Raw genomic sequence first — 26,054 nt, 5'->3', positions numbered from 1 at the left:
GGCCCGCCACTGTGCGGGCCTTTTGCATCTTCAGGAGATCCCCATGGCATTCCGCCTGGCAATGAAACCCACCTTCGGCGCGCGCGTCAACGTTGAGGTCCTCAACGAGAAAGGCATTCTCGAAAAATCGCAGTTCCTGGCCAGTTTCACCCGGTACACCGTGGATGAGTTGGAAGCGCTCAAGGCCCGCTGGATTGTGGAGGGCGCTAACGATCCGATCTGGATCGCGCGCGAGGTCCTGGTGGGCTGGAAAGAGATGGTCGCCGACGATGGCACGGTCGCCGAGTTCAACGAGGAGAACAAGGCATTCCTGCTCAGCATCCCGCCGGCGGCCGCAGCGGTGCAGCAGGCGTTCTGGGACAACATCGTCACGGCGCGCGCAAAAAACTGATTGCGGCCGCGCGCCATTGGGCTGGCTTCCGCGAGGATGACTTCGAGGCCGACGCCGACGTGGCCGACGCGCTGGCGGCATTCGGCGCCCCCGAGGACGTGCTCGATGCGGTGCGCGCGCGGCCGACCGGCGAGGATTTTTTCTACTACGCCGACAACGAGGAATCCCTGTTCCTGTTCTTCGACGTGGCTACTCAGTGGAACTACGTGGGCACCATGGCCGGCGTGGTGCGCACCGGCCTCAACTATCCCGGCGTCGACAGCGTCATGAGCAAAAAGCGATATCGACGCAAGCGGCTGGCGGCCCTGTTCGCGGATCTGCAGCTGATGGAGAAAGCGGCGCTGCAGGTCTTTATGGATGAGGCCGAGGCGCGGCGCCAATAGCATCAACACCCGCTGCGGCGGGTGCTTTCAATTGAGGGGAGGGGCCTGTGTCCGAGCTCGGAAACATGATGGTCAGGTATCGGGCGGACCTGACGGACTACAACCAGGGCATGGCGGCCGGCGCGGCGACCGCCAAGAAGTTCGGCCGGGACGTCGAGAGTTCCCTGCAGGGGGTGGCGACCCGGGCCGATCAAAGCGCGGTCGCTGTCGCCCGCAGTGCGGACCGGATGGCGGGCTCGATGGGCCGGGTGGTGGAGTCCACCGACGCGCTGAACCGCCGCTTCGACGGCCTCATGCGCACGATTGGCGGCATCGGCCTGGGGCTGACCATTGCGGAGATGGTCAGCATGTCGGATGCGGCGACCAACCTGTCGGCGCGGATCGGCCTGGTGTCGTCGTCGGCGCAGGGGGCGGCGCAGACGCAAAGCGCGCTGTATGACGTCGCGCAGCGCACGCGCCAGCAGTGGGCCGGGGTGGCGCAGACGTACTCCTACCTGGCCAAGGCCGGGCAGGAGATGGGCGCCAGCCAGGACAAGATCCTACGCGTCACGGAAAACGTGTCCAAGGCGATCGCGCTGAGCGGCAGTTCCGCGGAATCGACGCAGGCCGCCCTGGTGCAGTTCTCGCAGGGCCTGGCCAGCGGCACGCTGCGCGGCGAAGAGCTGAATTCGGTGCTGGAGCAGGCGCCGCGCCTGGCGCAGGCGCTGGCCGATGGACTGGGCGTCTCGATCGGCGAGCTGCGCAAGCTCGGCGAAGCCGGCCAGCTGGTGCCGGCGCAGCTGCTCGATGCGCTGGACAAGGCGGGCAAGCAGCTGAGCGCCGAGTTTGCGCAGATGCCGATGACGGTCGAGCAGTCGTTCACCCAGTTGCAGAATGCGCTGATGAAGCGCATCTCGGACATGAACGAGGCCTCCGGGGTGTTCCGCAAGCTGGCGGACGGCGTGTCGTTCCTGGCGACCAACCTGGACTATGTCACGGCGGCCCTGACTGGCCTGGTGGCAGCCAAGGCGGCCGATTGGGCGCTCAATGCGGCGTCGTCGTTCGCTCGCAAGGCGGACGCCGCTCTGTTGCTGAGCCAGGCGACCCGGCAGCAGGCGACGGCGACCCTGCTGGCGGTCGAGGCGGAGGCAGCACATACCGCGGCGGTCGCTGCTGACACCACGGCGGTCTCTGCTGCCATCGGGGTGGCCCGGGCGGAGCAGATGGCCAAGCTGTCCAGTGCCAATGCCTCACTGCAGAGCGCGGAGGCCACCATTGCCGCCGCGACGGCCACTGGCGCTCTGTCCGGTTCGCTGCGCCTGGTGCGTGAGGCCGAGCTGCAGGCGACCGCGGCCACGGCGGCCCGGTCGGCCGCGCTCGCCGAGCTGGCGGTGCTCGGCCAGCAGCAAGTCCGGGTGAACCTGGAGATTGCGGCGGCCACCGAAGCCAATGCGGTGGCGCAGCGCGCGCTGGCGACGGCGCAGACCGCCGCCGGTGCCGGCGCCGGGCTGGCGACCCGGGCGCTCGGCCTGTTGGGCGGCCCCTTGGGCGCGGTGGTCACGGTGCTGGGCCTGGGCGTCACGGCCTGGGAGATCTATTCGGCGCGGCAGCGGGATGCGGCGCGCGAGGCGGTCGATTCGTCGGGCAAGCAGGTCGCGGTCAGTGGGCAGTCGACGCAGCAGATCATTGACGACCTGAACAAGCAGATTGCCAAGTACCGGGAGCGCAACGAGATCCGCGACGGCACGCCGGCGGGCGATGGCGCCAGGCTGGTCGACCAGAAGAAGGCGCTGGCGGATCTGCGCGCCAAGAATGCCGCCCTCACGCCGGAGCAGCGGGCGGCCAATCCCTACAACCCGAACCTGCTGGATGAGGCGCGGCTCGAAAACGCCCTGGTGGCCGCCGAGGCTGCCATGCGTGCCGAGCGCGTGCGCAAGCTGGAAGCGGACAACGCGAAGTTCGAGAACCAGCTCAAGGGGGTCAACGAGAACTACGAGAAGTACGTCACCACGCAGAAGGCGCTGCTGGCCGAGGGCGCCATCAACCTGACGACCTACACCGCGCGCGTCAAGGTGGCCTATGACAAGTGGGCTGGCGGGGCCAAGGACGCGGAGGAGGCCAACAAGGCCTTCCAGAACGCGCTGGGCGGGCAGATGGCCGCGATCGAGCAGCAGAGCAAGCTGCGCGAGGATGCGCTCAAGCGTGAGCTGGCCAATGTCGAGCGCCTGCGCCGGACCGGGCAGATCACGGAAACCGAGGCGCTCACGCGCAGCTATGACGCGCGGCAGACCGCCCTGGAGGGCGAGCTGGAGCAATCGAAGCAGCTGGAGGACCTGGCCGCTGGCAAGAAGGAGCTGGCGGCGCGCGAGAAGTACCGCGGCGAGCGCGTACGCATCGAGGCCGAGCTCAAGAGCCTGGGCCAGGAGCGCATCAACGCGCTGCAGGACCAGACCGATCTGCTCTACCGCCAGCAGACCGATCTCGACCAGAAGACGCTGCTGGGGCTGGAACAGCGCATTGTGGCTGTGACGCAGGAAACGCTGCTGTATGGGCGCCTGCCATCGGCGATCGAGGCCGTGACCGTGGCGCGCCTGCAGGAGCGGAGGGAGGCGATCGCCATGCTGGATCCCATGAGCGAGCAGCTCAAGGCGATTGACGCGGAGATCGAGGCACGCCAGCGCCTGCGGGATGCGCTCTACACCAAGGAAGCCACTGAGGCGCGCTATGACCAGGCGAAGAAAACCGCAGAGGAATGGAAGCGTGTTTATGACGAGATCGGGCAGGGGCTGACAGATTCCTTTTTCCGGGCTTTCGAGGCGGGCAAGGACATGGGCCGCACCTTCGTGGATGGCCTCAAAAACCTGTTCAAGACCACGGTGTTGCGTATTCCCTTCCAGTACGTCCAGGCGGGGGTGAATGGCGCGCTGGGGTTCAGTGGTGGCCCGGGTGGTGTTGCCAGCGGCTATGGCAGCGGTGGGGGAATGGGTGGTACATCCAACCTGATGCAGATGTCCAACCTGCTTGGCGATGCCTACGGCGTCAACGGCATGCTGGGTGGCCTGCTGGTGGGCAACTCGGGCGCGTATGGCGCCATGGTGCCCGGCTTGACTGTCGGCAGCCAACAGGCCGCCATGCTGGCTGCGCAAACGGGCGAATTCGGTGTCGCCGGCTTGAGCGCGACGGCCAGCTCGGGCGGATTTGCCTCCGGCGCCGGTAGCAGCATGGGCTCCTGGGTCAACGGCGCCTCGGGCTTGTGGGGTGCCGGTGCAGGTATCGCCGGCGGGATGCTGGGCGGTGCCCTGTTCAATAACAAGGGCTATTCGTCCTTGGGTGGCAGCCTGGGGGCAGTCGGCGGGCTGGCGGTGGCAGGGTCGAGCGCGGCCGCGGCCAGCGCCGTGGGGGCCAGCCTGGGCTCTGCGTTGCCTGTAGTGGGCACGATCGCCGGTGCCGTCATTGGTGCTGCGCTGGGCTCGCTGATCGGTGGAGGCGGGGAAACCCGCTACGGCGCCGGCTATAACGTGAATGGCGGCAAGGCCAGCAAGGGCGGTGGGCCGTCCGGCGGTGATCCGGCGGCCGACCAGGTGACGAAGGCGATCGAGACTACCTATGGCTCGCTGCAGTCGCTCACCGAGCGCTACGGCGGTTCGCTCGACGGCACCGGCGGCTATCGGGCTGGCTGGGAAGTCAGCCCCAAGAAGGGCCGCTCCTTCGTGTTCGCCGGCCTGGGGCAGGACAACCGCGTTGACCTGTCCGGCGAGAAGGATGCCGGCAAGGTGCTCGAGGCCCTGAACCTGCAGCTGCAGCGCTCCATCATCCAGGGCCTGCAGAGCGCGAACCTGGATCGGCCGTTCAAGGACTACATCGATAGCATCGACGCCTCCAAGCTCAGTGCCGATGATGTCCAGGCTGTGCTGGCCACGCTCGACAGCCTTTACCAGTTTGCCGACGCGGTCAAGAAGCTGCCATTCAAGGGCTTTGCGGACCTGTCGGCCTCGGCTGCGCTGGAACTGGCCAAGGTTGCCGGCGGCATGGAGGCGCTGACCTCGGGGCTCAACAGCTATTTCCAGGCGTACTACAGCGCGGGCGAACAGCAGGCATTTGCCAGGAAGCAGCTGGCCGCCCAGTTCGCCGCGCTGAACGTGGCGATGCCGCAGAGCAAGGCGGCATTCCGCGCCTTGATGGAGGGGATCAACCTCAACGACGAGAGCGGCCGCAAGCTGTACGCCACGCTGCTGGGCATCGCGCCGGCCTTCGCGCAACTGACCGAGGCGCTGGATGCCTTCGGCAAGCAGGTGCGGGAGTTCCAGGCCTCGCTGGACCTGGGCAACCTGTCGACGCTGACGCCCGAGCAGCAGTATGCGGAGGCCCGGCGGCGCTATGAGGAAACCTCGGCCGCGGCGCTGGGTGGCGATGCCGACGCGCAGTCGAAGTGGACGCAGATCGCGCAGGCCTTCCTGGAGGCCTCCCGCGCCTACTACGCCAGCGGTGGGCAGTACGCCGCCGACTACAACAGCGTCAAGGGCTTCAAGCCGGACGGCTCCCACGCTAACGGTCTGGCGTACGTGCCGTTCGACGGCTACCGGCCTGTGCTCCACGAGSGCGAGCGGGTGCTGACCCGGGCGGAAAACATGCGGTTCAACCAGGCGCCGAACTGGTCGGAGTTTGGCCGTGGCGGCAGCGCTGCCCTGGTGGCGGAAATCAAGTCGCTGCGGGCCGAGGTGCAGGCGCTGCGCAATGACAGTCGGCAGCTGACTGCGGCTCGCATGCAGCAGGCCGAGGAAAACCACCAGGAGGCCGTTGCGGTAGCCGGCAAGGGCAACCGGCTGCTCGATGAAATGATCAATGAGAGCAAATCATGACGATTGCGATAGAGGTAAGCGCCTGGCGGATCTCGGCCGCGGCGGTGGAGGTGCTGCGCTTCGCCAGCGCAGGCTTCACCACGCGGCCGACCGATACGCCGGCCAATGCGTATTTCGAGGGCCGCCTGGTCGAACAGCCGCGGCTGTCGCGCACGCTGTTCGACCGGGCCACCACCTACGGCGCCTCGCGCGCTTCGGCGGGCAAGATCCGGCTGCTGAACACCGATGGTGGCCTGGACAACCTGGTCACCGACTATGCGTTTGATGGCCGGCCTTTCACCGTCAAGGTGGGGCAGCCGGGCACGCCGGTGTCCGGCTGGGCGACGGTGATGTCGGGGCTGCTCGATGACGTGAGCGCGGATGACGGCGCCATGAGCCTGCAGGTGCGCGATCGCCTGGCATTCCTGGGGCGGCCCCTGGCTCGGCCGAAGTATGCCGGCAGCAATGTGCTCCCGGATGGCGTGGAGGGCACCAAGGACGATCTCAAGGACCAGTACAAGCCGCGCGTCTATGGCGGCGTGTTCAATGTGCCGGCCAAGGCCGTCAACACCTCCAAGCTGGTCTATCAGGTCTCCGACCAGGCCTGCACCGTGACCGTGGTCTATGACAACTGCGTGGCCCTCGCGCGCGGCGCTGACTATGCCAACCAGGCCGACCTGCTGGCCACCGCGCCGGCGGCCGGCACCTTCCGTTGCTGGCTGGGCCTGTTCCGGCTGGGATCCATGCCGGCCGGCCAGGTGACGGCGGATGCCGGCACTGCGGAGCAGCGCGCCGGGGCGCTGCTCAAGCAGCTCGCGCTCGATGGGGAGATCCCGGCCGGCGACATCGTGGATGCCGACGTGACAGCGCTCAACGCCGCCAACAGTGCGCCGGTGGGGGTGTGGGTGGACAGCGAAGCCAACACGCAGACGGTGATGGATGAGCTGGCCAACGCCATCGGCGCCTGGTACGGTTTCGATCGCCTCAACCGCCTGCGCATGGGCCGGCTGACTGCCCCGACCGGCGTGCCGGTGGCGCGGTGGTCCGTCGACGCGGTGACCAGCCTGGTGTTGCGTTCCGCCGGCGTGCCGAACTGGCGCGCGGTGGTGCGCTTTGGTCGCAACTACACGGTGCAGGCGCAGCCAGCCGGCAGCGTGGCGCAAGCGCGCAAGGCCTTTCTGGCGCAGGAATACCGGCAGACGGCCGTCGAGGTGGTGGCGGTCAAAACGGCGTGGCCTTCCTCGGAAGAGGTGACATTCGATGYGGCGCTGGTCGCCGAAGCGGATGCCGCGGCCGAGGCGACCCGGCGCAGCGCGCTGTACAGCGTGCGGCGCATCCTAGTCGACGTCGAGGTGCCGCTGTCCGAGTTGGGCGACCAGGTCGACCTGGGTGTGGTGGTGGCCCTGGATCATCCGCGCTACGGGCTCGCCGGCCGGCTGCTGCGGGTGATCGGATTGGATGCCGGTGTCGATTCCGATACCGTGAAACTGACTTTGTGGGGGTAGGGTGGCGAACGTTCTCCTAGCGCATCCCAATATCACCGACACCGGCACGCTGAGCGGTGGCAATTGGCAGATCTCGCGCGACAACCTCAAGGATCGCCAGCTCTCGCGCGTGGCCCGTACGGCGACGGCGAGCAAGGCCGACACGCAATTCACGCTGGATCTCGGTCGCAGTCGCCTGATTTCCGTGATTGCCGTCGTCCGGCACAACCTGTCCACCGCGGCCAAGTGGCGGGTGAGGGTGGCCAACAATGCGGGCTTCACCAGCACGGTCTACGACAACGCGGTCACGGTGCCACCGGACGGCGGGCCCAGCCTGCTGATGGACTTCGCCACGCAGACCTACCTGGCCTGGGATCCGGACTGGCAGCTGGCCTGGCCGACGCTGTTCCCCACTAGCGTGCTGGAATGGGAGGATGACAACTTCTGGGCCGGCAGCATCACCGAGGAGGAGCGCAAGGAATATCCGTCCCTGTTGCTGGCGGTGCTGCCGAAGCCGGTGGCCGGCCGCTACCTCCGGGTGGAGGTCGACGACGAGACCAATCCGGATGGCTATGTCGAGTTCGGGCGCCTGTTCGTGGGGAGTGCCTGGCAGCCGATCTACAACGCCAACTGGGGCGCCTCGATCGGCTGGGAGACCGATACCGGCATGCAGCGCGCCATGTCCGGTCAGCCGTACTTCGATCGCAAGGCTGGCCGTCGCGTCACCCGCTTCGAGCTGGGCTACCTGACCAAGGATGAGGCCTTGGGGCGCATCTTCGAGATCCAGCGCAAGGCCGGCATCGATGGCGAGCTCCTGCTGGTGTGGGACAAGGACGATGCCATCCACCTGCTGCGCCAGTCCTACCTGGGGCGCCTGCGCCAGCTCAGCCCGATCGCGCGCGTCATGGTCGGCAATCACAGCAACGCTTTTGAAATCGAGGAACTCTAATGACGAGCGTGACTTTTACGCCGGACGTCGGCGGCGACAACATCACCATTGACGACAGCGACAGCGCCACCACCGGACTCGGCAACGGTGGCCACCGCACGCGCTTCATGATCGCGCTGGCGCAGTTCATGAAGGTGGTGCTTTGGGTGAAAACCACGGCGGCGCTGGTGCTCGGCTACCGCGATGCGGCGGCCACCTCGGCCGGCCAGGCGCAGACCTATGCCGCGGCGGCGCAGTCAGCGGCCGGCGTGCCCGCCCTGGCCGGCAATGCGAACAAGTTCCTGGCGGTCAATGCGGCGGCCAACGGCGTGGCCTGGGTGCAGTCGCTCCCGGCCCTGACGATGAGCCATACGCAACCGCTGGTGCGCTACGTGGAAACTGACCAGGCCGGCGCGGTGGGCGTGTTCCAGACGCAGGTCGAGGGTGGCGCCTATGCCCTGCTGCGCAACACGGCGGCCGCGCGGGACTTCAGCACGTATGTCGCCGAGCACCAGGTCAACAGCGCCGGCCGGCACCTGTTCGGTGGCGCGGCGGATGACGCGCTGTACAAGTTCATCTTTGAGGGAAGTATGCGATGCAACGGGGCGCTGGTGGCGACCGTCAATGTGACATATACCTCGGATGGACGACTGAAGGAGGATGTCAAGCCGATCGAGCAGGCGCTATCGAAGGTAGAACGTATGCGTGGCGTTTCCTATGTGCGTAACGACCTTGAGGATCGCCGGCGCTTCGTGGGTGTGATCGCGCAAGAGATGCGCTCGGTGCTGCCGGAAGCGGTGCAAGAGGGTTCCGATGGGTATCTGGCCGTCGACTACTGTGCGCTCTCGCCGGTGCTGATCGAGGCATTGAAAGAGCTTGCTGCCAGGGTACGCCAGCTCGAGGAGGTGCGAGCATGACCTTGCCTGCTGTACCGCCAATTTCGTTTCAGGACATCGCCACAGAGCTGCGGCTGTTGCCGGGTGAAGGTCTGTCGCTCAGCTGGGACAACGTCAAGCGCCTCCTCGGCATGAGCCGGCTTCATCCTGGGCCCATCTCGCTCTCTGACTTTCTAGGCAAGACACGGCCTTGGTGGGGGTTGGTGCCGGTCAGGCAAAACGACATCCCAGGGACCATGTGGTACAGCTGGAATCAATCGGATGGCGGGCTGGCGGCGGCAGTGGATCCGTACTTCGGCAACATGCCGATTACCGCGATCATGTCAACTGTCTCTGCCTCCGGGAATGACACGATCGTTAATTTCCAATCGGATCCCGGCTTCCGCAACAACATTAAGGCGCAACTGCTAGACGACAACTACAACGTGGTGCGGGAGGTGGTGCTCACCTACAACGCGCAGGCTGTGGTCCAGTGGAGGTCGGCCACCTTGGGCGGGGGAGACACCAGCACCTGTCTGTTCGTCGCAACCGGAATCTTCATGGTCAATCTGATCAAGCTGTAGCGCCTCGCGCGTTGAATCAACCTCGCCACCTTCGGGTGGCTTTTTTCATTTTGGAGGACTGCATGCCTGCAGAAGACAAGTACCGGTATCACCGGCAGGAACTGGATTCGCCGTCGCGCGACTACTATGCGGCGAACAAGAGCGACACCGTCGACTTCGCAACCTTTGCCCGTTCGGTTTATGTCGGTACGCCCGGCGACGTTATGGCGGTGCGAGAAGACGGCGTTGCGGTGCTCTTCAAGAACTGGCCCGGCGGCATCCTGCCGATTCGTTGCATCCGCATCAACGCAACGGGCACTACCGCTAACGACTTCGTGGTGCTGTGATGCGGCTCGGCATCAGTTACAGCGTAACGATGGCAGGCAGGGGGCGGTACGACGTGTTGGACTTGGCCCAAGGCACGATGTCGCTCAACTTCGTCGCCGTCAACGATCGCACCATGACGCTCAATTTCGTCGGGCAAGACTATCGGAGCTGGGACGATGATCCGGCTTGGCCTTATGGGCTACTCGGCATTTTCAAGGTGAAAGCATAATGCTGTCTCAAAAGACACTAGATCAATGCGTGCAGTTCACGCGGACAACTACCCGTTATGTGATGGGTCCGAATAGCCGCTACGTTCCGGTTGCGATCGGTGTTCCGGCAATGGCATACGATGGCATTACGGGCCTGGCGCGGGGTTACTCGGCGCAGCCTGCGCGTGCCAATAGCATTTGGCCTAGCCGCATTTCGATTGCGACGACGTATTACGACGTAACGGAAGTGCCGTCCATGTTCTCCGATGGCATTCAAAAGGCCTACCGTTACAAGCATGTCGCGGTTGGCATGCCGCCGATGAGCCCGGACGCCGGCGCGTCGTTGGCTTCGACGGCTACGCCTTCGACTTCGCCATATTGCGCCAGCATGATTATTGAAATCGTGCCGGGCGTAACGCCGTCGTCGGCAATCGATCTGAACTTCTACCAGACCTCTCCAAGTTCACAGATCTGGACCGGTGTTCGATTCGTGCCGAATACGCAGGCCATTTCGTTAAACGGACCGGGGGCGAACAACCGCTCCTATGGCGCCTACAAGATCGCCAACGTTGGGCCGAATGGCGGCGAGGTATGGCGGCTCTACGTATCGGTCATTCAGCAAGCCAATCAAACGCTGATGGTCTATCCCTACGTGTCGGGTACGCCGATGGGCGAGGAAATCATCGTGCATCACTGCAGCATGGAGGTGGGCGCAATCGTGCCATCACCCCCAATCGTTACCACCACGGCGCAGGTAAGCCGCGGACTTGACGGGATGCTACAAACGGACTTGTCAAAGCTGGCATATAACGCTGCGGAATCCACCGTATTGTGCGACTTCACGCAGCCGCGATTCCCGCACACCACGCTCACCGCTTGGGAGTTCGGGGACAACACGCTGCAAAACCGCTTCTATCTCGGCCAGCTCACGTCAGGCGGGGTGGTTCTAGGTGGGACGTATGGCGGCACGAGCCTGGTAACGGTTGGGGTACCAAACACCGGTGTCATCCAGCCGGGGACTCGCGTGCAGACGGCGGTATCCGTTAAAGGCACTGTCGCAAAGCTTGCGGTGAATGGAGCGATTTATTCCGTGACAACTGCTGGCATTCCGCCCTGCAGCCGGTTAGGTGTCGGCGGGATCAACACCAATGCTTCCAATAGCCTGGGCGGAGATATTGCGCTGTTCGAATATATTCCGCAGTTCAAATCCGATGCCGAACTGATTGCCTTTACGACAAAGCCATGACTTATAGCGACTACTTCCTGCGCGCCGATACGGCGGAGGAGCTTCTGGCGGTTGGCGAGCAATATGCCGAGCCGGAAGCCTCGTTTGACTACATCGGCCAGATTCCGGCCACGTATGACGCCGACGGCGTGCCGCTGACGCTGCAGCCTGGCTACTTCGCCAATCTCCGGATGGCTCGCCCTCTCAACCCTGGTGAGCTGTCGGAGTACACGCTGGCTCCTCCGGAGACGCCTTACCGGGTGTGGGCCGCATGAAACTCTGCCTGCGCCCTCTCTGCCTGGTGGTGCAGACGCGCCACCTCATCCCGGCTCGCTTTGACGGCTACACGGTCGGCCCGGTGGTGCTGGTGCGGCCCGGTACCAGCGCCGCACTGCTGGCGCATGAGCAGACCCATGCGCGGCAGTTCTGGCGCTGGCTGGGCTGCAATGGCCTGCTGTACCAGGTCAGCCGCCGCTGGCGCTTGCGCCTTGAGCTGGAGGCCTACCGCGCGCAGCTGGCCGTCGCCGGCCTGCCGGCGGCGCTGCCGCTGTCCGCGGTGCTGGCCAGCCACTACGACCTGGACATCACGCAGGAGGAGGCCTACCGCCTGCTCACGGCCTAGCACGCCAGCCGCACCACCATCGACCACCCTGCGGGGTGGTTTTTTCTTGCCCGCCGCATGCGGGCTTTTTCAATTCGAGGTCATGGATAAAACAACCTTTCAGAAGGCGGCCGGCATCAACGAGGCGCTGGCCGATCGCTGGTGGCCGCACGTCGACGCCGCGCTGTTCGAGTTCGGCATCCTGCTCCCTCACCGGGTGGCGGCCTGGATTGCCCAGGTCGGCCATGAATCGAAGGGCTTCTCCACCCTGGCGGAGTCCTTCGATTACTCGGTGGGTGGGCTGATCGATACCTTCGATAAGCGGCTCTCGCCGGCGCTGGCCAAGACCCTCGGCCGCCAGGCCGGCGAGCGCATGGTGCCGCTCGAGCGCCAGCAGCGCATCGCCAGCATCGTCTACGCCGGGCGCTACGGCAACGGCGATGCCAGCACCGGGGATGGCTGGCGGTACCGCGGCCGCGGTCTCAAGCAGATCACGTTCAACGACAACTACATGGCCTGCGGTCAGGCCCTCGGCATCGACCTGGTCAGGCAGCCCGAGCTGCTCGCCACCGACGACCGGCTGGCGGCGCGCTCGGCCGGGTGGTTCTGGTTCGCCAACGGCTGCAACCAGCTGGCCGACGCCGGCGACCAGCGCGCCCTGACCAAGCGCATCAACGGCGGCTACAACGGGCTGGACGACCGCATGCAGCGCTACGTGCGGGCCACGCAATGCATTCAAGGGTAAAGGAGCCCCATGCAAGAACCTGAGAAGAGTCTGTTTATGTTGGTGGGGGTGGGCGCCATGATCGGCCTGGGCAAGCTGCTGGCCAGCGACGAGACGATCACCGTGCGCCTGGTGTTCGGCCGGGCGGTGATGGGGGCCGCGGCGTCGATGGTGGCCGGCATGGCGCTGATCCAGTTCCCCGGGCTCAACCCGGTGGCGCTGGTGGGGTTGGGCAGCGCGTTCGGCATCGTCGGCGCGCAGGCCCTGGAGAGCTACTTCAAGCGCAGGCTGCGCCAGAGCGAGGGCCGGCATGGCAAAGGCGCTTGAGTTTCTCGCCGCCTGGAAGAGCCGCCTGCTGGTGGCTTTTCTGATGGTGGCCGCCGGCGCGGTCCTGGGCGGATCTGCCGCCTGGTGGCTGCAGGGCAATCGCTATGAGCGTGCGCTGGCCGAACTGCGCGAGCAGGTCGCCGGCGAGCGGGAGGCTGCCGCGCGAGCGGAGGCCGACCAGGTCACGAAGTACCGCGGGCTGGAGCGCGCGGCCGGAGAGGCAATCACGGCCGTGGTGAAACACGCCAAAGAGGAGAGAGATCGTGAAGAAATCGCAAAAGCTACTGCTCGCGCTGAGTACCTGTCTGGCGCTCGCCGGCTGTCCCTCGCCGTCCGTTCCTGTCAGGCCGGCGCCGGTGGCGGCACCGCAGATCCCGGCGCTGCCGGCGGAGCTGGTGAAGCGCGAGCCGAACTTGCTCCGGAGGCTGCAGCAGCTCTCGACGGCATCGCCCGGGACGGCGACCGCGGGATCCGCGACGCCAATGCCTGTATCGACGCCTACAACGCCGTCCGCGGCACGTTGAACCAGGCGCAGCGGTAAAGACAGGGCGGCCACTGTCGGTGTTGGAGCACCGGCGGTGGCCACCGAACACACTGACATTACCAGTGAGCCCAGCCAAGGCCCTGCCACCTTCCTAGGAGGCGGGCGAATCATACCAAAATGTGAAAGGCTCACCACAATGGCAACACCCATCATTCCCTGGCTCGGTGGCAAGCGCCGCCTGGCCAATACCCTGCTTTCCCGCTTCCCGGCGCACGAGTGCTATGTGGAGGTGTTCGCCGGCGGCGCCGCGCTGTTCTTCATGCGGCCGCCGGCGGCGGTTGAGGTCATCAATGACGTCAACGGCGAGCTGGTCAATCTCTACCGCGTCGTGCAGCACCACCTGGAGGAGTTCGTGCGCCAGTTCAAATGGGCGCTCACCAGCCGCACGGTGTTCCAGTGGCTCAAGGACACTCGGCCGGAGACGTTGACTGACATCCAGCGCGCTGCCCGCTTCTACTACCTGCAGCAGGCTTGTTTCGGCGGAAAGGTGGCCGGACAGACGTTTGGCACCGCAACCACCACGCCGCCGGGATTGAATCTCCTGCGACTGGAGGAGAGCCTGTCTGCCGCCCATCTGCGCCTGGCCAGCGCCTACATCGAGCAGCTGGATTGGGCGGCGTGCATCGCGCGCTACGATCGACCGCACACGCTGTTCTACCTGGATCCGCCCTATTGGGAAACAGAGGGCTATGGCGTCGATTTCCCGCTCGAGCAATACGTGCGCATGGCGGAGGTGATGCGCCAGCTCAAGGGCAAGGCCATCGTCAGCTTGAACGACCATCCGGAGATCCGTCGCATCTTTGCGCGCTTCCAGATGGAGACACTCGACATCAACTACCAGGTGGCTGGCGGCGACAAGCTGGCTGCACGTCGGGAGGTGATCATCTACAGCTGGGATCGTGCTGCTGAGCCGGCTGGCCTGTTCTAGCCACAGGGCAGTCGAAATGGAAGGCCGGCGTATCGCCGGCCCTGGGTTCGTTACGTTACATCGTGCGTCGCATCTTCCAGCCCTCCGCCGTACAATCACACCTCCTGAAACGAGCATTGGGATAGGCCCAAAAGCATCAAAGGACCGCGAGAATGAACATCGAGTATGGAATCGTGAGGTCTACAGTCAGGCTACTTGCCTGTGCCGGTGGTAACGTCCACTCAACAGGTACAGGCTTTTACTATAAGGTCGAGCACGGGGGTGTCGGCAAAATCCTCATCTTGACGAACAAGCATGTTGTCGCTGGCGCAGACTCGATTCGCTTCGTCGCTTCCACAGCTCCGTCGATCAACGATCTCGACGAAGTCCACCAGCCGCGCGGCCGAGTTGACCAGACTTTTGAAGTCGCCTTGCAGGGCAACCTGTATCCGCACCCTGATTCGAACATTGATCTTTGCGGCATTGACGTCACAGTACCATTTGGTCTAGTGGTACAGGCTGGGCTTCAGCACAGAGCCGTGCTGCTCGATTCACACTGGATCGCGTCTGCCGAAGACTCCCTGCGAGACATCGAGCACGTGGTCGTCATCGGTTATCCCATTGGTATATGGGACTCGCACAACAACATGCCGGTGGCCAGAATGGGGACCACTGCAACTCACCCTTTGGCCGCATATCAGAATCGTCGAGATTTCCTCTTGGACATCGCTATCTTTCCTGGATCAAGCGGTTCACCAGTATTCGCTTACCAATCCCCCTTCTACACGCTGCCAGATGGCTCCATTGCACCAGGATCTAAGGTCAAGCTACTCGGTGTCATATGGGGGGCAATTGAACGCACGCAACAAGGTGAGGTCCGAGTGGAGGAAATTCCCTCAGCGGCACGGCAGATTGCGAACTTCAACACTTCCCTGAATCTTGGGGTTTCCTTGCATGCTTCTGCAGTCAAGGAAATTGACTCGCTGATCTTCCCGCAAGCGCAAAGCTCTTGACACTTCCTTCTGTCGGCCAGATCTAGCGAGTGCCCATTTTGGCCGACGATGCGACGGACGCGGACTGCACGAGAGCGTCGCCGGGCCCATTGGGTCAGGTAGGCGCGACGGCAGTCGCTATTTGGGGTAGCCGTCTGCGGGGCGCCTGTGATGTGAGCGAATGGAAATGCAAAAACGCCTCCAAGGAGGCGTTTTTGTCTATTTGGTGATCTATGAGCAACATTTAGCCGTCATTGTTGGGCCAAGCTGTAGTCACGATGGTCTCCGGGCGGGGGTTAAAATGGGTTCGTGTGTCGATTTAACGTTTTGAGAGCCAGGAAGTCAAGCGATTGCGAAAAGCCCCTGCATCAGTTAGGTGTTCTTCATAACTCTCAGCACTCGCGCCTGGATGGACCTAGCGATCGTGTCTGGAATATCTTCCGCCTCATCTAGAACATCTGCAATGCGTGTTGCAAGTGACGCAGAAGACTCTTTTTGGGCGGTGACAATGTAGATTTGAAGAAGTGTGTCGAGTAGCAGTGCATCTGCTTCGGGGGAGTCCGCTGCGGTCTCAATAGTCGGCAGGTACCTCTCCAGGCCGTCCACCAAGGTATTTCTGAATTCGTCGTTGGTATCCAAGCCCAGATACTCGAGGGCGTAGTAGGCGAGGTTATTCGCGAGGTCAGCGCTGTCCGGCGTTAGCGCGTAGGCCAGCAACGTAACTTCGTAGGCCTTGCGGTACAAGGTGAGGCGCTGTTGCACATCTCCCGCGTCAGTGCGGTATGCGCCCTTTTCCCAGTACTGGTAACCCAAGAGCTTGGGCAGCGCCGTGGAAATGTGAGTGTAGTCCGGCAGGGGCAGATTGTCGTCCCAACTTTGTTTTGCCTTGCTTGCTGCCGCAATTTGTTCGACGTCGCCCAGCGCATCCTCGAAGAGTCGTATTGCATCGTCGGTCCGTCCCAGCTTCGAGTAGGCTTGGCCGAGACGGAATTTGACCAAGGGAAAGTTAGGATACTTTTCGCTGAGGTCTAGATAGATGCCTACGGCGTTCTCAATGCTCTCGCTGGAATTGGTCGAAAGCAAGCAGAATGCGGCATTCAATGTGACGTAGTACCAGTACAGCTTCAGGCCTTCTCCCTGCAGTTCGTTCTCGCATTCCTGTGCAATCGACGAAAAATACTGGGACGCTTCGAGATAGCGCAGCGCGCGATCTTGCTTGCTCAGTTGCTCGGAGGCGCACTTTTCTCGAATCAGTCGACCGTTGGCGTACTGATCAATATAGGGCTGGGGGACATCCAGTTGCTCAAACCGTCGCAACACGTCGTCGTCTGACTCCACGGACAAGATCTTGCCGGCCTTGGTGCTCACCGTCGCATACTCGGACGACATTTCCTTAATGGTGTCAGCGTAAGCCGCGCAAGCATCGGTGAACTGTTTGAGCACCCTGAGATGCGGGCCAATCAGGGCTTGATTTCCAGCGAGCGTCAGTTCCTTGCCAGACCGTGCCACGTAGCCATACTTGTGGTCGATCTCGCCCCATGCGTCTTCAAAGACTGTCCGGATCTGGATCTCGATTGGCAGCAGATACTCCGGCCCGATGTCGGCGCACTTCACTACGTGCTTGCCAACGCGACATACGATATGCAGGCTTGAGTACCCTTCTTTCGAAGAAAGCTTCGCAAACTGCACACGCCGTTGATCAAGTGTTTCCTTGATCAGGAGGTTGAAGGGGGAGCTATCGAGCTCATTGTTGTAGACGATGATCTCTTCCAGGCTGGCTTTCTTCACTGGATTGGGCATGAGCTCAACTTCATGTTCGATGATGTCGAGCACCTTCGTCAGAATCTCCGGAAGGTCTCGCCGGAACAATGTGACGAGGCGAATGCCAATGACGTCGGTGATCGATTCAAGTTGATACTCAGGTTTCGTTTCGCGTTTGCGGCCAACTTTCTCGACAAGGCGGTTCTCCGACTTGACCCTCGCGCGCACCGCGTAGCAGGCCTGCTCGATTCCTGTGTCTGCAATTGCGGACCTCACTCGCTCTAGCGCTTCTTTGGCACGCCCCTCGATGCGCAGCGCCTTATTCTCCAATGCTTCTTTTGTCATTTGTGGTCTATTGTGGTTTTCCTGTGCCTGTGGCAGGCTGCGGCCGATTTCTCCGGCGAATCTTGTAATGTACTGAAAACTGCGCACCCTTGCCAGCCGTTCCAACGACAGGATTGCCGGTCGCCGCGCTAGGCCGCTTTGGGCTTGAAGTGCAGTAATTTGCCCTTTTCGGCCACGTCAGCGGGATCCAGATTGGTGTACCGCTTCAGGTTCCGCCAATCCTTGTGGCCGGTAACGGCCGCGACTTCGGGGATGTCCCAGCCGGCTTCGAACAGCTTGCTGGTGGCCTCGTGCCGAAGGTCGTGCAGGTGCAGATCGGCTATTTGCTTCCCGTCGCACGCCCACTTGAAATACTTGCTGGCCGTGCCTGGCACATAGGGAAAAATCCGGTCATCGGGGGCGTTCCGAGGCTGGCGCTGGATGATCTCAAGAGCATCACCGATGAGCGGCACCAACTCGTCATTGCCTTGCTTCTGGCGGGGGTCTTTCCGGTCACGCACCAGCACAAGGCGGCGAGCTTCGTCTAGGTCGGTCCATGTGATGCGGAAAATCTCGCCCCGGCGGAAGGCAGATTGCATCAGGACGCGGATGATCGCCTCCATGGGCAGCTTGTGCTCGGGATGCTCGCGGAACCAGGCGAAGATTTTTCCTAGCTCGGCGGGGGAGGGGCGGCGCTCGCGCTTGCCCCCAGGGCCGACCAGCTTGAGGTGGTTTAGGGCGGGCCAGGCATTTTTCACTACATCGGGCAGGGCGAGGTCTTGAATGCTGCTCATATGGCGCATGACCGTGCCGAGCTTGGAGATGTCCATGCTGATGGTGTACGGGCCTGCGCCGGCGGCTTTCCGATCCTGAGCGAATTTGAGGATGTCCTGAGTCGACAGGCGGTGTGCCAGGTGGTCCGCAAAGGCCAGTTTGAGCTTGCGGAGCATGTACTCCTCGTTGGACTGCAGCGCTACAGCGCGGCCCGATTTCTCGCGTGCTTTCCGATAGTCATCGATGAGGGTGCCGACCGTGAGGCTGGCGGCCACGCGCGGCGTCTCAATGTCCACTTCTGAATTTTTCGCCCACGCTTGCGCTTCTGCCTTGGTGCGAAAGGTTTTTGATATACTCCGGCCCTGCTTCCGGATCTGAGCGCGCCAGCGCTCCCCGATCTTGAGGATCGATGCCATGCGGTCTCCTGTAGCAAATCTGTAGCACGCGCTGCGTGAAATGTGATGATACAGGATGATGCAAAGTGATAAGTTCGGTGTCGACCAATCGCCCGGAAACCCAGGCAGGATAAGGCTAGAGCCAGTCCTGACAAGGGTTTCCAGCTACTGGGCAGAACCTATCCGCTCGCCGTAGTTCAATGGATAGAACACGCGCCTCCTAAGCGTGAAATGCAGGTTCGATTCCTGCCGGCGGGACCATAATGAAGTCCGCAGAAGTTCTCTGAAGTTCTCCACCCCTAAATAAATCAAGGCATCCCGGGCATTTGGCGTTTGCCAAAGTTCGCATTGTTTCGAGCAGAGACTTGGAAATGACAAATCCTGAGATGACGAAGAACAGATCCACGCCGCTCCGTAGGCTTGTGGCATGGACGGCTTCGTAAAACCAAGCCGGCGCCGGGAGAGCAGGGTAGTAGTGCTGGACCAGGATGAACGCGATCGAAATCCCGCGAAGCATCTGAATTTCTTGGTTCTTCCCGTGCGGCTTCTCGGCCGTCATGCGTAGGATCCTTTTTTGGGCGGCGTATTGTATTACGAACGGCGTTGTCGAATTTGAACTCGGCTGCCTGAGCCCCCGGCGCCCGTGTTCTGTTCGGAAATACGCTATCCTTCCGCCGTCAAATTAGACGTCCGGGGGACGGCGCGTGGCATTACAGGGTGAAAACAGGGGTGGCGGGCCCATCCTCTGGGTCGACAACATCAAGTTGCTGGCGATGTTGGGGGTGATTTCCTTCCATTTCTGGCTGTTCTTCAACAAGCGGACTACTGATCCGCTGCACTTTCTATCCAGCGTCAAGGCCTTCTTGTCCATCCCGTTTGAGTTGGGCTGGCAGGGGAATCAGTTATTTTTCGCGGCAAGCGGCTTGGGGCTTGCTCTGTCGTGCATGAGGAAGCGTCCGAGTTGGACGCAGTTCATAGTGGCCAGGGCATGGCGGATTTACCTGCCATACTGGGTCACCATTAGCACAATCCTCATCTATCAAGCCGCTATGCGCTGGGCAGGAAGCTGGGATGTGCCCTATGTGTTGCCGAAGAGCGCTCAGGAGTGGGTCGCCAACGTGTTTTTGCTGAACATAGGCGGAACCACCTACCTTTCCACGCATCATTGGTTCCTGTTTAGCCTGGTGGTTTTGTACGTGGCGTTCCCGTTGTTCTTCGCTCTATGCAGGAAACTTGGCGTGTTCGCGCTTGTCGTCACAACGTGCATACAGGCGGCTGTGCTCAAGTTCCCTCCGGACCTTGGTGTACTCACGCCGTTCACGTATATCTCCTTTGTGATGGGATCTTTTTGCGTCGGTATCCTCTTCGGCATTGCTTTGCACGAGGATCGCCAGAAGCTTGAAAGTCGGCTGAGGAAGAGTTGGCCGATTGGTTTGGTCCTTTGGCTCGCGGCTACGTTGATGAGCCTGTACAACATCGGCGCCGCAGCGGTCGACCCGCTGATTGCCATCAGCGGTTTCATCTGCGTCTACCAGATAGCCCGGCTACCGTGGTCATTTGCTTGGCTGAACAAGCTCAGCTTTGAGATCTACCTGGTGCACATGCCGTTCGTCGGCTTCTATCGGCATTTCTTCGGATTCGTCGAGCAGCCGTTGTGGGCGATCTATGTCTTCTACCTTGTTTCCACGGTGGCTATGGCCGCGCTCGTCCACATGCTGGTCGTCCTGGTGGAGGCCGGGCTGCGCCGTTTGCGAAGTAGCGACAAGGGGCTTCAGCCAGCCTCCTAATACTGAGACTCTGAACTATCACCATGCCGCCCTCGGGCGGCTTTTTTACGCCCGCGTCCTGCGGGCTTTTTCATTTCCGGGGTCACAAATGTCCGAACCAATCAGCGGCAGCGCCGCAGCCGGCGCTGCTGCCTTCAAAGCCTTCGGCGGCCCGGCGGCGGTTGCCGCCGGCGCCTCCGGCCTGGCCGCCCTCGTAGTGATGATGATGATGATGATGATGATGATGATGATGATGACTCCACGAAGCCCAAGAGAGTGGGCGGTAGGGCTGATTTCTACCGTCGTTTCCAGCGTCGCCGGGGGCGCGGCCGTCGTGCAGAAGCTCGGGCTGCAGGCCTGGACGCATGATTACATCGGTCTGGTCGCACTGTTCGGCGTCGTGTTCGCCTGCGGCCTGCCGGGCTGGGCGGTGGTGCGCTGGCTGTTCAACTTCATCGAGAAGCGTCGCGACAAGGACCTGGCCGAGGTGGCGGAGGACGTGCGTGACGCGGTGGCTGGGGCGAAGCATGGCTGACCCGCTTATCACCGCGGTGCAGCTGCACGCCATCATGCCGCTGGCCGGCGCGCGCGCCGATGTGTTCGCTGCGCCGCTGGCCACCGCCATGCTGCAGTTCGAGGTCAATACGCCCACACGCGCGGCCGCCTTCGTGGCGCAGGTCGCGCACGAGTCCGGGCAGTTGCGCCTGTTACGCGAGATCTGGGGCCCGACGCCGACGCAGCGCCGGTATGAGGGCCGGGCGGACCTGGGCAATACCGAGCCCGGCGACGGAAAGCGGTTCATGGGGCGGGGCCTGATTCAGGTCACCCGCCGCAAGAACTATCTGCTGTGCGGGTTCGGGCTGCACCTGGACCTGCTGACGCATCCCGAACTGCTGGAACTGCCTGTGCACGCGGCGGCGTCCGCCGGTTGGTACTGGCACACCCATAGCCTGAACCGGTTCGCCGACGCTGGCGACTTCGTGGGTCTGACGCGAGCCATCAACGGCGGGATCAACGGTATTGCGGAGCGGCGCGCCTTCTGGGCGCGCGCCAAAACTGCATTGGGGGTTTCATGAGCATCCTATCGAAGGTCCTTCAGGACTCACCGGGCAACGGGCTTTCCTTCTGGTGCCCTGGCTGTGATAGCCCGCACCATATCCAGCACGGTGCCGGTGACGGACCGCGTTGGGGCTGGAATGGCGACGTGGAGCGCCCGACGTTCACGCCGAGTGTGCTGACCTGGTGGGATGAGCCGGCCGCTGCAGGCAACCCCGATGAGCTGCGCGCCCAGGTCGCGCGCAAGCGCGCCGATCCGAGTTATCAGATCCCGTACGTCAAGAAGACCTGCCACAGCTTCGTGACCGATGGCCGCATCCAGTTCCTGGGCGACTGCACGCACGCGCTGGCGGGCCAGATCGTGCCGCTGGCCGAGTTTCCGGAGGGGTGGGGCCGCTGACGGCCCCAAGTTTTCTTTCAGCCTTCCCAGTTTTCTTTCATTCCAGCCGCCTTCGAACGGTTTTTTTTCATTCGACTTGCCGTTCCCGCTCTGGATCACCCAGAGGAATGCGCGGGAAGGCTACCAGTTCAGTCCCACGGAGGTGATCCACCATGCCGATTCTTGACGCTATCGGGGCGGTCATCAAAGCCGTCTTCGCCACGCCGCAGCGGATCTTCTTCGTCGCGGTGCTGGTGGTGCTGGCGCTGGCTGGCGGTTCGGTGCTGGTCTACCGGCACGAGCGTGACGCTGCTCGCGCCGAGCTGGCTCAGGCCTTGGCCGACCTGGTCAAGGCCAAGGGTGACAACCGGGCGCTGGCCGGATCTCTGACCACCCAGAACGCCGCGGTGGCTGCCCTTGAGGCGCAGGCCAAGCTGCGGCAGTACCAGGCAGCGAAGGCCGACGCCGAGGCTCAGGCAGCTCAGTCCAAGTACACGCTGCTGGCCGGCAAGATCCAGGCGCAGGTGCCGGGGTCGGACCTGTGCGCATCGCTGCATGGATTGCGCGAGACCTTTATGACCGAGCGGGGGAAGCTATGAAGTGGCAACTTGCGCAAAAACGCAATTTCGCGGCGTGTGCGGTACTTGCGGTGCTTCTGCTGGCCGGCTGCGCCGCCGCGCCGCAGATGATCGAGAAGCCGGTGGAGGTGAGGGTGCCAGTGGCCGTGCCGTGCGAGACGCCCGAGATCCCCGAGCCGGATTGGCCGTTGGCGAAGGTGCCGGAGACGGCCGGCGACTTCGAGTTCTTTCGCGCGGCGCTGGCCGAGCTGGCGCTGCGCGGGGGGTATGAGGTCAGACTGAAGGCAGCAGTGGCGGCGTGCCAATGAGCGCGCAGCCGAGCAGGGGAAGCGGCTGACAGACCTGGAGAATGAAGTTCGGGCGCGGGGCATTCTGGGCTGAGAGAGGTAGCGCTCCCTTGGCCTATCAACGGCCTCCTGCCAATCGCTCAATGGTCAAGATGCCAGCGCGCATCTTTTCAGCGGCCGATGCATTCGAGGAATGGACAGTGATTCGCGGCGGGACGAAGTCCCTAAGCGCCACGGCCTCCTCAATCCACAGGATGACGTCGTAGCCGGTCCCGCGCTCATCGTCTCCAAGATCATGGTCGAGGCTCAGATCGGTGACCTCACCGGTTTCAAGTAGTGCTATTGTTTCTGATGGCCAATACGCTCTCGTCCAGCCCGCAGGCGTGGGGCGTTCGTCGTCCAAGTAGACCTTCATCGCTCAAGCCTCCACGAACCCGGCATGTTGTCGGGCGGCGCGATCGTGGTAGCCCGTGGCCGCATCGACAACCTCGCGCTTGCAAGTATCAATGACCCTTTGGCATTCGCGAATTATCTCAAGGCTCTGTTCAAGGTCGAGACAGCCGCTTGGATCGGTCATTGGGAATGGATGGCCCACTATAGCGACTGTCATCGTGCTACTGTCGAACTTCCGCCTAGGCTTGCTAACCGCCAGTCCCAGCTTGCATGCGTGGCCAACGATTAGGCTAGTCCACATGTCTCTGAGACGGACTTGCTCCGCAGGAGTAGAAACGTCTATCTTGAAGAACAGTTTGTTCTCACGATCGCTGAGCACTACCCGCAAGTAAATCGCCGCGCCATCGACTTGCACCTTGTCTCCGAAATAGCCATAGTGCCCCCCGGTCTGATCGGGGCAATACTTCCATGATCCGCTGTCTAGGTCTCGCTTGAGGCGCGAGAGGAAGCCGATTCGAGCGTTCTTCCCCCATTTCTTCACTGGAATAACGGGATAGCCCTGGACTAAGGTCTCGATGCGCTCGAGGTGGCATGCGAAGTCCTCCAGAATGTCACTCTTCAAGCGTCCTTGACGTCCGCTCTCGGTACCAAGTAGATCAATCAGATCACGCCGATGCAGGACATGATAATCCGCATCCGTGACAGGAGAATAATCGCACTGATCTCCAGTCTGAAGGTAAATCAGTACCGAATGCGCTATGCGGTCCCGCGCCTTTGCGAGGTGGTTCTTATATCGATGAAGCTGATTACTGTGCTGCTTGGTTCCGACTTTATCCTCTATAAGAATTACAATTTCCTCGTTGATCCAACACAGGATGTCGATATTTGCTTCCTGCTGGACGACGCGGACTCTTCTGACCTCCTGTGGCTGAGGGCAGGAGGCGCTTCGTGAAAGGAGTGACCGGACGAAGGCCTGGCCGAACGCATGCAATTCTGGACAAGAATCGCGGAAATGGACGTCCGCCACTGCCAGGATCCAGCAGATTACCGCGTCCTGAGACAATTCGGACGTCGCGTACTTGAAGAGGTTTGGTCGCATTGCTGCAACTGGGAGGGCATCTTCGAGGGTGTTCCTCATCAGTGGGGGGTGGTCATCCATCGGGAGTGTCATTGGTGCTTGTCCTTGGCCGGCTTCGAGAAGCCGGTGTCATGTGCGATTCTGCCAGCAACCGGCGCGCGAGCGGTAACGGCATTGTCAAGGCAGAGTCGCCGTCCGGCATAGGGCAGGACACAGCAGTGAAGGATGCACGCAAAATGCATCTCGATGACCGCGCTTGGAGGCTGCTTTCAGCTAGGCTCGGTTGTTCACTGGGCACTAGGTGACTGACCGCGATGGGTAGGCCAGAGCCATTGAGTCTTGACCGCATCTACCCCACCAGCCTGTCATTCTGGAATAGGAAAGGTATCCTACAGTGCGAAAGACGAGGCCGGCTATTCCGTCGCTTTGACCTGATAAAGGAGAAAATGTGGCATCCTTCGCATAAAAAGAAGGGGTCACTTGAACAAATTCCTACTGGTCGCTGTCGCGGTCGCCGCCGCCTGGTTCTACTTCAAGCAATCTCCCAAGGCCGAACAAGCTGCCCAGCCTGCTGAACCCATGATTGAAGCGACAGCACTTCCGGCAGCTTCGCCGGTCTTTCAATGTCAGGGGAAGCAGCACTGCAGCCAAATGACTTCCTGTCAGGAAGCTCGCTTCTACCTGCGCAATTGCCCTGGCGTGAAGATTGACGGTGACGGAGACGGGATCCCCTGCGAAGTGCCACCACTGCAGTGTTCATAGATGGCGGTGGCACAGCGCGCGCCGTATTAGATCCGGCTGGAGGCCGCCGTGGCCGCTTGTCAATTAGCGCGCGGCGGAGCAGGGGAGGTGGCTTGGCGAATCTGGAGAACGAGTTGGGGTAAAGCGTAGGTACTCTGGTGCGCTGATGGTAGGCACCTTAGAGGGAGAAAGGGGTGTAGGCGCAGGGAGATGGCGCCTACACCTCGGAAAGCAACAAGGGGTCCAATCTGTTGCCATCGCTAATGATAATGCGTCGCATCAACAGCTGGTACCCTACTAGTGATGGGCGCGCGACGGAGTGCGCCGGCTCATGGACCTGGCGGACGAGGTGCGGGCGCGCTGGCGGTAAAAAAAAGCACCCGCTGCCGGGAAGGAGTGGGTGCTGAAGGAAAGACGGGGCAATCGCGTTTGCCCGGCATCACTCTAGTGGAATTAGGTCCGAGGGAACATAACTCTCTCGATGGGATGCGCAAGGCTACTCGGCAGCTTTTGCCCGCGGCGCGCGCGGCGCCGGCGCAGCGTCCATTAGCTCGGGGGGGTAGGGCCGCATGAAGCTGTGCGCCCGCTCCGGATCCCGACACGTCAGCCAGTCACCCCACTCGGCGCGCGGCACGATGACGATCATCCGCTTCTCCTTTCCGGGGGCGTGGAAGCGGTTCACCAGCGGATGCTTGTCCGAGTTGATGGTAAGCATGGTGAAGCTGAACACTTCCGCGCCGTCCTCGTCCGGCCAGGCRCGCCACAGCCCAGCGATGGCAAACTCAGGCTCGTCCTTCAGCCAGATCCGCCAGCGCACGGACTTGGTCCCGCTCTCATAGTTGGGCTCGTAGAACGAACTGGCCGGCACCAGGCAGAGCTGGCCCTTCTTCCAGGGCCCTGAGAACGACCGCTTCTCACCGACTGTTTCCGATCGCGCGTTGGTCGTGTCGAATTTGGCCCCGCCGGGCGGGATCCGGGTCTTTGGCACCATACCGAATGTCCCCACCAGCGCCTGTCGGCCGCCACCGTTGCTGACGATGAACGGCGCGGCAGTCCGGCCGGGTCTCCAGCGGATAGTCGAGCTGCGGTGGCTCGACGCCGAACACATCGCGCAGCAGCTGGCGCTGCACGGGGGCGTAGTTAGTGCAAATCCTCATCTCCTTGCGGGGCGTGAGCGGCAAACCTCGCCCGTGCCTTGAGGCGCCTTCAAGGCACGGCCTGGGAT

Annotated in this window: 28 protein-coding genes, 1 tRNA gene and 1 pseudogene; 25 read left to right on the top strand and 5 right to left on the bottom strand. The window is 62.5% G+C overall.

Features of this window, described 5'->3' with window-relative positions; translation table 11 throughout:
- Nucleotides 1-43 precede the first annotated feature (43 nt).
- The 17 genes from AC1DN0_RS24710 to AC1DN0_RS24630 all read left to right on the top strand — a co-directional run bounded on the left by AC1DN0_RS24710 (nt 44) and on the right by AC1DN0_RS24630 (nt 15,318).
- Nucleotides 44-391, top strand: coding sequence for a hypothetical protein (locus AC1DN0_RS24710; protein ID WP_477142989.1), 348 nt, complete (start codon nt 44-46; stop codon nt 389-391).
- A 59-nt stretch (nt 392-450) separates the two neighbouring features.
- The gene (locus tag AC1DN0_RS24705; protein WP_477142988.1) at nt 451-774 is read left to right on the top strand and encodes a DUF1799 domain-containing protein; all 324 of its coding nucleotides are present in this window, start codon (nt 451-453) and stop codon (nt 772-774) included.
- 47 nt (nt 775-821) lie between these two features.
- The gene (locus AC1DN0_RS24700; RefSeq protein ID WP_477146077.1) at nt 822-5,612 is read left to right on the top strand and encodes a tape measure protein; all 4,791 of its coding nucleotides are present in this window, start codon (nt 822-824) and stop codon (nt 5,610-5,612) included.
- On the top strand, nt 5,609-7,096 hold the full coding sequence (locus AC1DN0_RS24695) for a hypothetical protein (protein WP_477146076.1): 1,488 nt from the start codon (nt 5,609-5,611) through the stop codon (nt 7,094-7,096). The genes AC1DN0_RS24700 and AC1DN0_RS24695 overlap by 4 nt, the downstream gene beginning before the upstream one ends.
- Before the next feature lies 1 nt (nt 7,097).
- A complete protein-coding gene (locus AC1DN0_RS24690) occupies nt 7,098-8,024 on the top strand; it encodes a hypothetical protein (protein ID WP_477142985.1) in 927 nt (308 codons plus the stop codon).
- Nucleotides 8,024-8,920 (top strand): tail fiber domain-containing protein, encoded by an 897-nt coding sequence (locus AC1DN0_RS24685; protein WP_477142984.1) that lies wholly within the window; start codon nt 8,024-8,026, stop codon nt 8,918-8,920. The genes AC1DN0_RS24690 and AC1DN0_RS24685 overlap by 1 nt, the downstream gene beginning before the upstream one ends.
- A complete protein-coding gene (locus AC1DN0_RS24680) occupies nt 8,917-9,462 on the top strand; it encodes a hypothetical protein (protein WP_477142983.1) in 546 nt (181 codons plus the stop codon). The genes AC1DN0_RS24685 and AC1DN0_RS24680 overlap by 4 nt, the downstream gene beginning before the upstream one ends.
- A 62-nt stretch (nt 9,463-9,524) precedes the next feature.
- On the top strand, nt 9,525-9,788 hold the full coding sequence (locus AC1DN0_RS24675; protein ID WP_477142982.1) for a spike base protein, RCAP_Rcc01079 family: 264 nt from the start codon (nt 9,525-9,527) through the stop codon (nt 9,786-9,788).
- Entirely contained in the window at nt 9,788-9,997 is a 210-nt protein-coding gene (locus tag AC1DN0_RS24670) for a hypothetical protein (RefSeq protein WP_447429498.1), read from the top strand. Before AC1DN0_RS24675 ends, AC1DN0_RS24670 begins: the two co-directional genes overlap by 1 nt.
- A complete protein-coding gene (locus tag AC1DN0_RS24665; RefSeq protein WP_477142981.1) occupies nt 9,997-11,223 on the top strand; it encodes a hypothetical protein in 1,227 nt (408 codons plus the stop codon). Before AC1DN0_RS24670 ends, AC1DN0_RS24665 begins: the two co-directional genes overlap by 1 nt.
- Nucleotides 11,220-11,477, top strand: coding sequence for a hypothetical protein (locus tag AC1DN0_RS24660; protein WP_477142980.1), 258 nt, complete (start codon nt 11,220-11,222; stop codon nt 11,475-11,477). The genes AC1DN0_RS24665 and AC1DN0_RS24660 overlap by 4 nt, the downstream gene beginning before the upstream one ends.
- Nucleotides 11,474-11,824, top strand: coding sequence for a hypothetical protein (locus AC1DN0_RS24655; protein WP_477142979.1), 351 nt, complete (start codon nt 11,474-11,476; stop codon nt 11,822-11,824). The genes AC1DN0_RS24660 and AC1DN0_RS24655 overlap by 4 nt, the downstream gene beginning before the upstream one ends.
- A gap of 82 nt (nt 11,825-11,906) precedes the next feature.
- A complete protein-coding gene (locus AC1DN0_RS24650) occupies nt 11,907-12,548 on the top strand; it encodes a glycoside hydrolase family 19 protein (protein WP_477142978.1) in 642 nt (213 codons plus the stop codon).
- Between the two features lie 9 nt (nt 12,549-12,557).
- Complete coding sequence (locus AC1DN0_RS24645; protein WP_477104052.1) at nt 12,558-12,854, top strand: phage holin family protein; 297 nt, start codon at nt 12,558-12,560, stop codon at nt 12,852-12,854.
- Nucleotides 12,838-13,395: a lysis system i-spanin subunit Rz gene (locus AC1DN0_RS24640; RefSeq protein ID WP_477142977.1), complete on the top strand. Its 558-nt coding sequence runs from the start codon at nt 12,838-12,840 to the stop codon at nt 13,393-13,395. Before AC1DN0_RS24645 ends, AC1DN0_RS24640 begins: the two co-directional genes overlap by 17 nt.
- Nucleotides 13,396-13,534: 139 nt before the next feature.
- Nucleotides 13,535-14,326, top strand: a complete 792-nt coding sequence (locus tag AC1DN0_RS24635; protein WP_477142976.1) for a DNA adenine methylase — start codon at nt 13,535-13,537, stop codon at nt 14,324-14,326.
- Between the two features lie 152 nt (nt 14,327-14,478).
- Entirely contained in the window at nt 14,479-15,318 is an 840-nt protein-coding gene (locus AC1DN0_RS24630; RefSeq protein WP_477142975.1) for a S1 family peptidase, read from the top strand.
- Nucleotides 15,319-15,669: 351 nt separating this feature from the next.
- Here AC1DN0_RS24630 and AC1DN0_RS24625 read toward each other — a convergent pair whose 3' ends face one another.
- Both AC1DN0_RS24625 and AC1DN0_RS24620 read right to left on the bottom strand, forming a co-directional pair.
- Complete coding sequence (locus tag AC1DN0_RS24625; RefSeq protein ID WP_477142974.1) at nt 15,670-17,508, bottom strand: hypothetical protein; 1,839 nt, start codon at nt 17,506-17,508, stop codon at nt 15,670-15,672.
- Nucleotides 17,509-17,531: 23 nt separating this feature from the next.
- Nucleotides 17,532-18,572 (bottom strand): site-specific integrase, encoded by a 1,041-nt coding sequence (locus tag AC1DN0_RS24620; RefSeq protein ID WP_477142973.1) that lies wholly within the window; start codon nt 18,570-18,572, stop codon nt 17,532-17,534.
- 165 nt (nt 18,573-18,737) lie between these two features.
- Here AC1DN0_RS24620 and AC1DN0_RS24615 point away from each other — a divergent pair.
- From AC1DN0_RS24615 to AC1DN0_RS24585, 7 genes are all read left to right on the top strand, one after another.
- Nucleotides 18,738-18,812: transfer RNA gene (locus tag AC1DN0_RS24615), tRNA-Arg, on the top strand.
- 443 nt (nt 18,813-19,255) lie between these two features.
- Nucleotides 19,256-20,338: an acyltransferase family protein gene (locus AC1DN0_RS24610; protein WP_441626882.1), complete on the top strand. Its 1,083-nt coding sequence runs from the start codon at nt 19,256-19,258 to the stop codon at nt 20,336-20,338.
- An 88-nt stretch (nt 20,339-20,426) separates the two neighbouring features.
- Nucleotides 20,427-20,852: a hypothetical protein gene (locus AC1DN0_RS24605; RefSeq protein ID WP_477111513.1), complete on the top strand. Its 426-nt coding sequence runs from the start codon at nt 20,427-20,429 to the stop codon at nt 20,850-20,852.
- Nucleotides 20,845-21,393 (top strand): glycoside hydrolase family 19 protein, encoded by a 549-nt coding sequence (locus tag AC1DN0_RS24600; protein ID WP_441626878.1) that lies wholly within the window; start codon nt 20,845-20,847, stop codon nt 21,391-21,393. The genes AC1DN0_RS24605 and AC1DN0_RS24600 overlap by 8 nt, the downstream gene beginning before the upstream one ends.
- On the top strand, nt 21,390-21,773 hold the full coding sequence (locus AC1DN0_RS24595; protein WP_441626876.1) for a ubiquitination-like system serine protease family protein: 384 nt from the start codon (nt 21,390-21,392) through the stop codon (nt 21,771-21,773). Before AC1DN0_RS24600 ends, AC1DN0_RS24595 begins: the two co-directional genes overlap by 4 nt.
- A 152-nt stretch (nt 21,774-21,925) precedes the next feature.
- Nucleotides 21,926-22,351 carry a hypothetical protein gene (locus tag AC1DN0_RS24590; RefSeq protein WP_441626874.1) on the top strand — a complete coding sequence of 142 codons (426 nt, stop codon included), beginning with the start codon at nt 21,926-21,928 and terminating at the stop codon, nt 22,349-22,351.
- On the top strand, nt 22,348-22,638 hold the full coding sequence (locus tag AC1DN0_RS24585; protein WP_441626872.1) for a hypothetical protein: 291 nt from the start codon (nt 22,348-22,350) through the stop codon (nt 22,636-22,638). The genes AC1DN0_RS24590 and AC1DN0_RS24585 overlap by 4 nt, the downstream gene beginning before the upstream one ends.
- A gap of 97 nt (nt 22,639-22,735) precedes the next feature.
- Here the strand turns inward: AC1DN0_RS24585 and AC1DN0_RS24580 are convergent, their stop codons facing one another.
- Both AC1DN0_RS24580 and AC1DN0_RS24575 read right to left on the bottom strand, forming a co-directional pair.
- Nucleotides 22,736-23,032 carry a cyclic-phosphate processing receiver domain-containing protein gene (locus tag AC1DN0_RS24580; RefSeq protein ID WP_441626870.1) on the bottom strand — a complete coding sequence of 99 codons (297 nt, stop codon included), beginning with the start codon at nt 23,030-23,032 and terminating at the stop codon, nt 22,736-22,738.
- A 3-nt stretch (nt 23,033-23,035) separates the two neighbouring features.
- A complete protein-coding gene (locus tag AC1DN0_RS24575; RefSeq protein WP_441626868.1) occupies nt 23,036-24,169 on the bottom strand; it encodes a PD-(D/E)XK nuclease family protein in 1,134 nt (377 codons plus the stop codon).
- A gap of 399 nt (nt 24,170-24,568) precedes the next feature.
- Between AC1DN0_RS24575 and AC1DN0_RS24570 the strand changes: the two genes are divergently transcribed.
- Nucleotides 24,569-24,850, top strand: coding sequence for an excalibur calcium-binding domain-containing protein (locus tag AC1DN0_RS24570; protein ID WP_441626866.1), 282 nt, complete (start codon nt 24,569-24,571; stop codon nt 24,848-24,850).
- Nucleotides 24,851-25,325: 475 nt separating this feature from the next.
- On the opposite strand, the pseudogene AC1DN0_RS24565 reads toward AC1DN0_RS24570, so the two are convergent.
- Nucleotides 25,326-25,980: pseudogene (locus AC1DN0_RS24565) on the bottom strand (SOS response-associated peptidase).
- Nucleotides 25,981-26,054 lie beyond the last annotated feature (74 nt).

Source organism: Cupriavidus sp. 05N39, assembly GCF_056397325.1.
Note: the sequence above shows the minus strand (reverse complement) of the source record. Positions and strands in the feature narration are given on the sequence as shown.

What these genes read in the sequence shown, in the direction of transcription:
- AC1DN0_RS24595 (WP_441626876.1), top strand. Translation starts at nt 21,390, where the DNA reads ATGAGCATCCTATCGAAGGTCCTTCAGGACTCACCGGGCAACGGGCTT.
- AC1DN0_RS24655 (WP_477142979.1), top strand. Translation starts at nt 11,474, where the DNA reads ATGAAACTCTGCCTGCGCCCTCTCTGCCTGGTGGTGCAGACGCGCCAC.
- AC1DN0_RS24580 (WP_441626870.1), bottom strand. Translation starts at nt 23,032, where the DNA reads ATGAAGGTCTACTTGGACGACGAACGCCCCACGCCTGCGGGCTGGACG.
- AC1DN0_RS24630 (WP_477142975.1), top strand. Translation starts at nt 14,479, where the DNA reads ATGAACATCGAGTATGGAATCGTGAGGTCTACAGTCAGGCTACTTGCC.
- AC1DN0_RS24660 (WP_477142980.1), top strand. Translation starts at nt 11,220, where the DNA reads ATGACTTATAGCGACTACTTCCTGCGCGCCGATACGGCGGAGGAGCTT.
- AC1DN0_RS24585 (WP_441626872.1), top strand. Translation starts at nt 22,348, where the DNA reads ATGAAGTGGCAACTTGCGCAAAAACGCAATTTCGCGGCGTGTGCGGTA.
- AC1DN0_RS24665 (WP_477142981.1), top strand. Translation starts at nt 9,997, where the DNA reads ATGCTGTCTCAAAAGACACTAGATCAATGCGTGCAGTTCACGCGGACA.
- AC1DN0_RS24645 (WP_477104052.1), top strand. Translation starts at nt 12,558, where the DNA reads ATGCAAGAACCTGAGAAGAGTCTGTTTATGTTGGTGGGGGTGGGCGCC.
- AC1DN0_RS24635 (WP_477142976.1), top strand. Translation starts at nt 13,535, where the DNA reads ATGGCAACACCCATCATTCCCTGGCTCGGTGGCAAGCGCCGCCTGGCC.
- AC1DN0_RS24650 (WP_477142978.1), top strand. Translation starts at nt 11,907, where the DNA reads ATGGATAAAACAACCTTTCAGAAGGCGGCCGGCATCAACGAGGCGCTG.
- AC1DN0_RS24620 (WP_477142973.1), bottom strand. Translation starts at nt 18,572, where the DNA reads ATGGCATCGATCCTCAAGATCGGGGAGCGCTGGCGCGCTCAGATCCGG.
- AC1DN0_RS24590 (WP_441626874.1), top strand. Translation starts at nt 21,926, where the DNA reads ATGCCGATTCTTGACGCTATCGGGGCGGTCATCAAAGCCGTCTTCGCC.
- AC1DN0_RS24600 (WP_441626878.1), top strand. Translation starts at nt 20,845, where the DNA reads ATGGCTGACCCGCTTATCACCGCGGTGCAGCTGCACGCCATCATGCCG.
- AC1DN0_RS24575 (WP_441626868.1), bottom strand. Translation starts at nt 24,169, where the DNA reads ATGGATGACCACCCCCCACTGATGAGGAACACCCTCGAAGATGCCCTC.
- AC1DN0_RS24675 (WP_477142982.1), top strand. Translation starts at nt 9,525, where the DNA reads ATGCCTGCAGAAGACAAGTACCGGTATCACCGGCAGGAACTGGATTCG.
- AC1DN0_RS24605 (WP_477111513.1), top strand. Translation starts at nt 20,427, where the DNA reads ATGTCCGAACCAATCAGCGGCAGCGCCGCAGCCGGCGCTGCTGCCTTC.
- AC1DN0_RS24710 (WP_477142989.1), top strand. Translation starts at nt 44, where the DNA reads ATGGCATTCCGCCTGGCAATGAAACCCACCTTCGGCGCGCGCGTCAAC.
- AC1DN0_RS24640 (WP_477142977.1), top strand. Translation starts at nt 12,838, where the DNA reads ATGGCAAAGGCGCTTGAGTTTCTCGCCGCCTGGAAGAGCCGCCTGCTG.
- AC1DN0_RS24685 (WP_477142984.1), top strand. Translation starts at nt 8,024, where the DNA reads ATGACGAGCGTGACTTTTACGCCGGACGTCGGCGGCGACAACATCACC.
- AC1DN0_RS24680 (WP_477142983.1), top strand. Translation starts at nt 8,917, where the DNA reads ATGACCTTGCCTGCTGTACCGCCAATTTCGTTTCAGGACATCGCCACA.
- AC1DN0_RS24670 (WP_447429498.1), top strand. Translation starts at nt 9,788, where the DNA reads ATGCGGCTCGGCATCAGTTACAGCGTAACGATGGCAGGCAGGGGGCGG.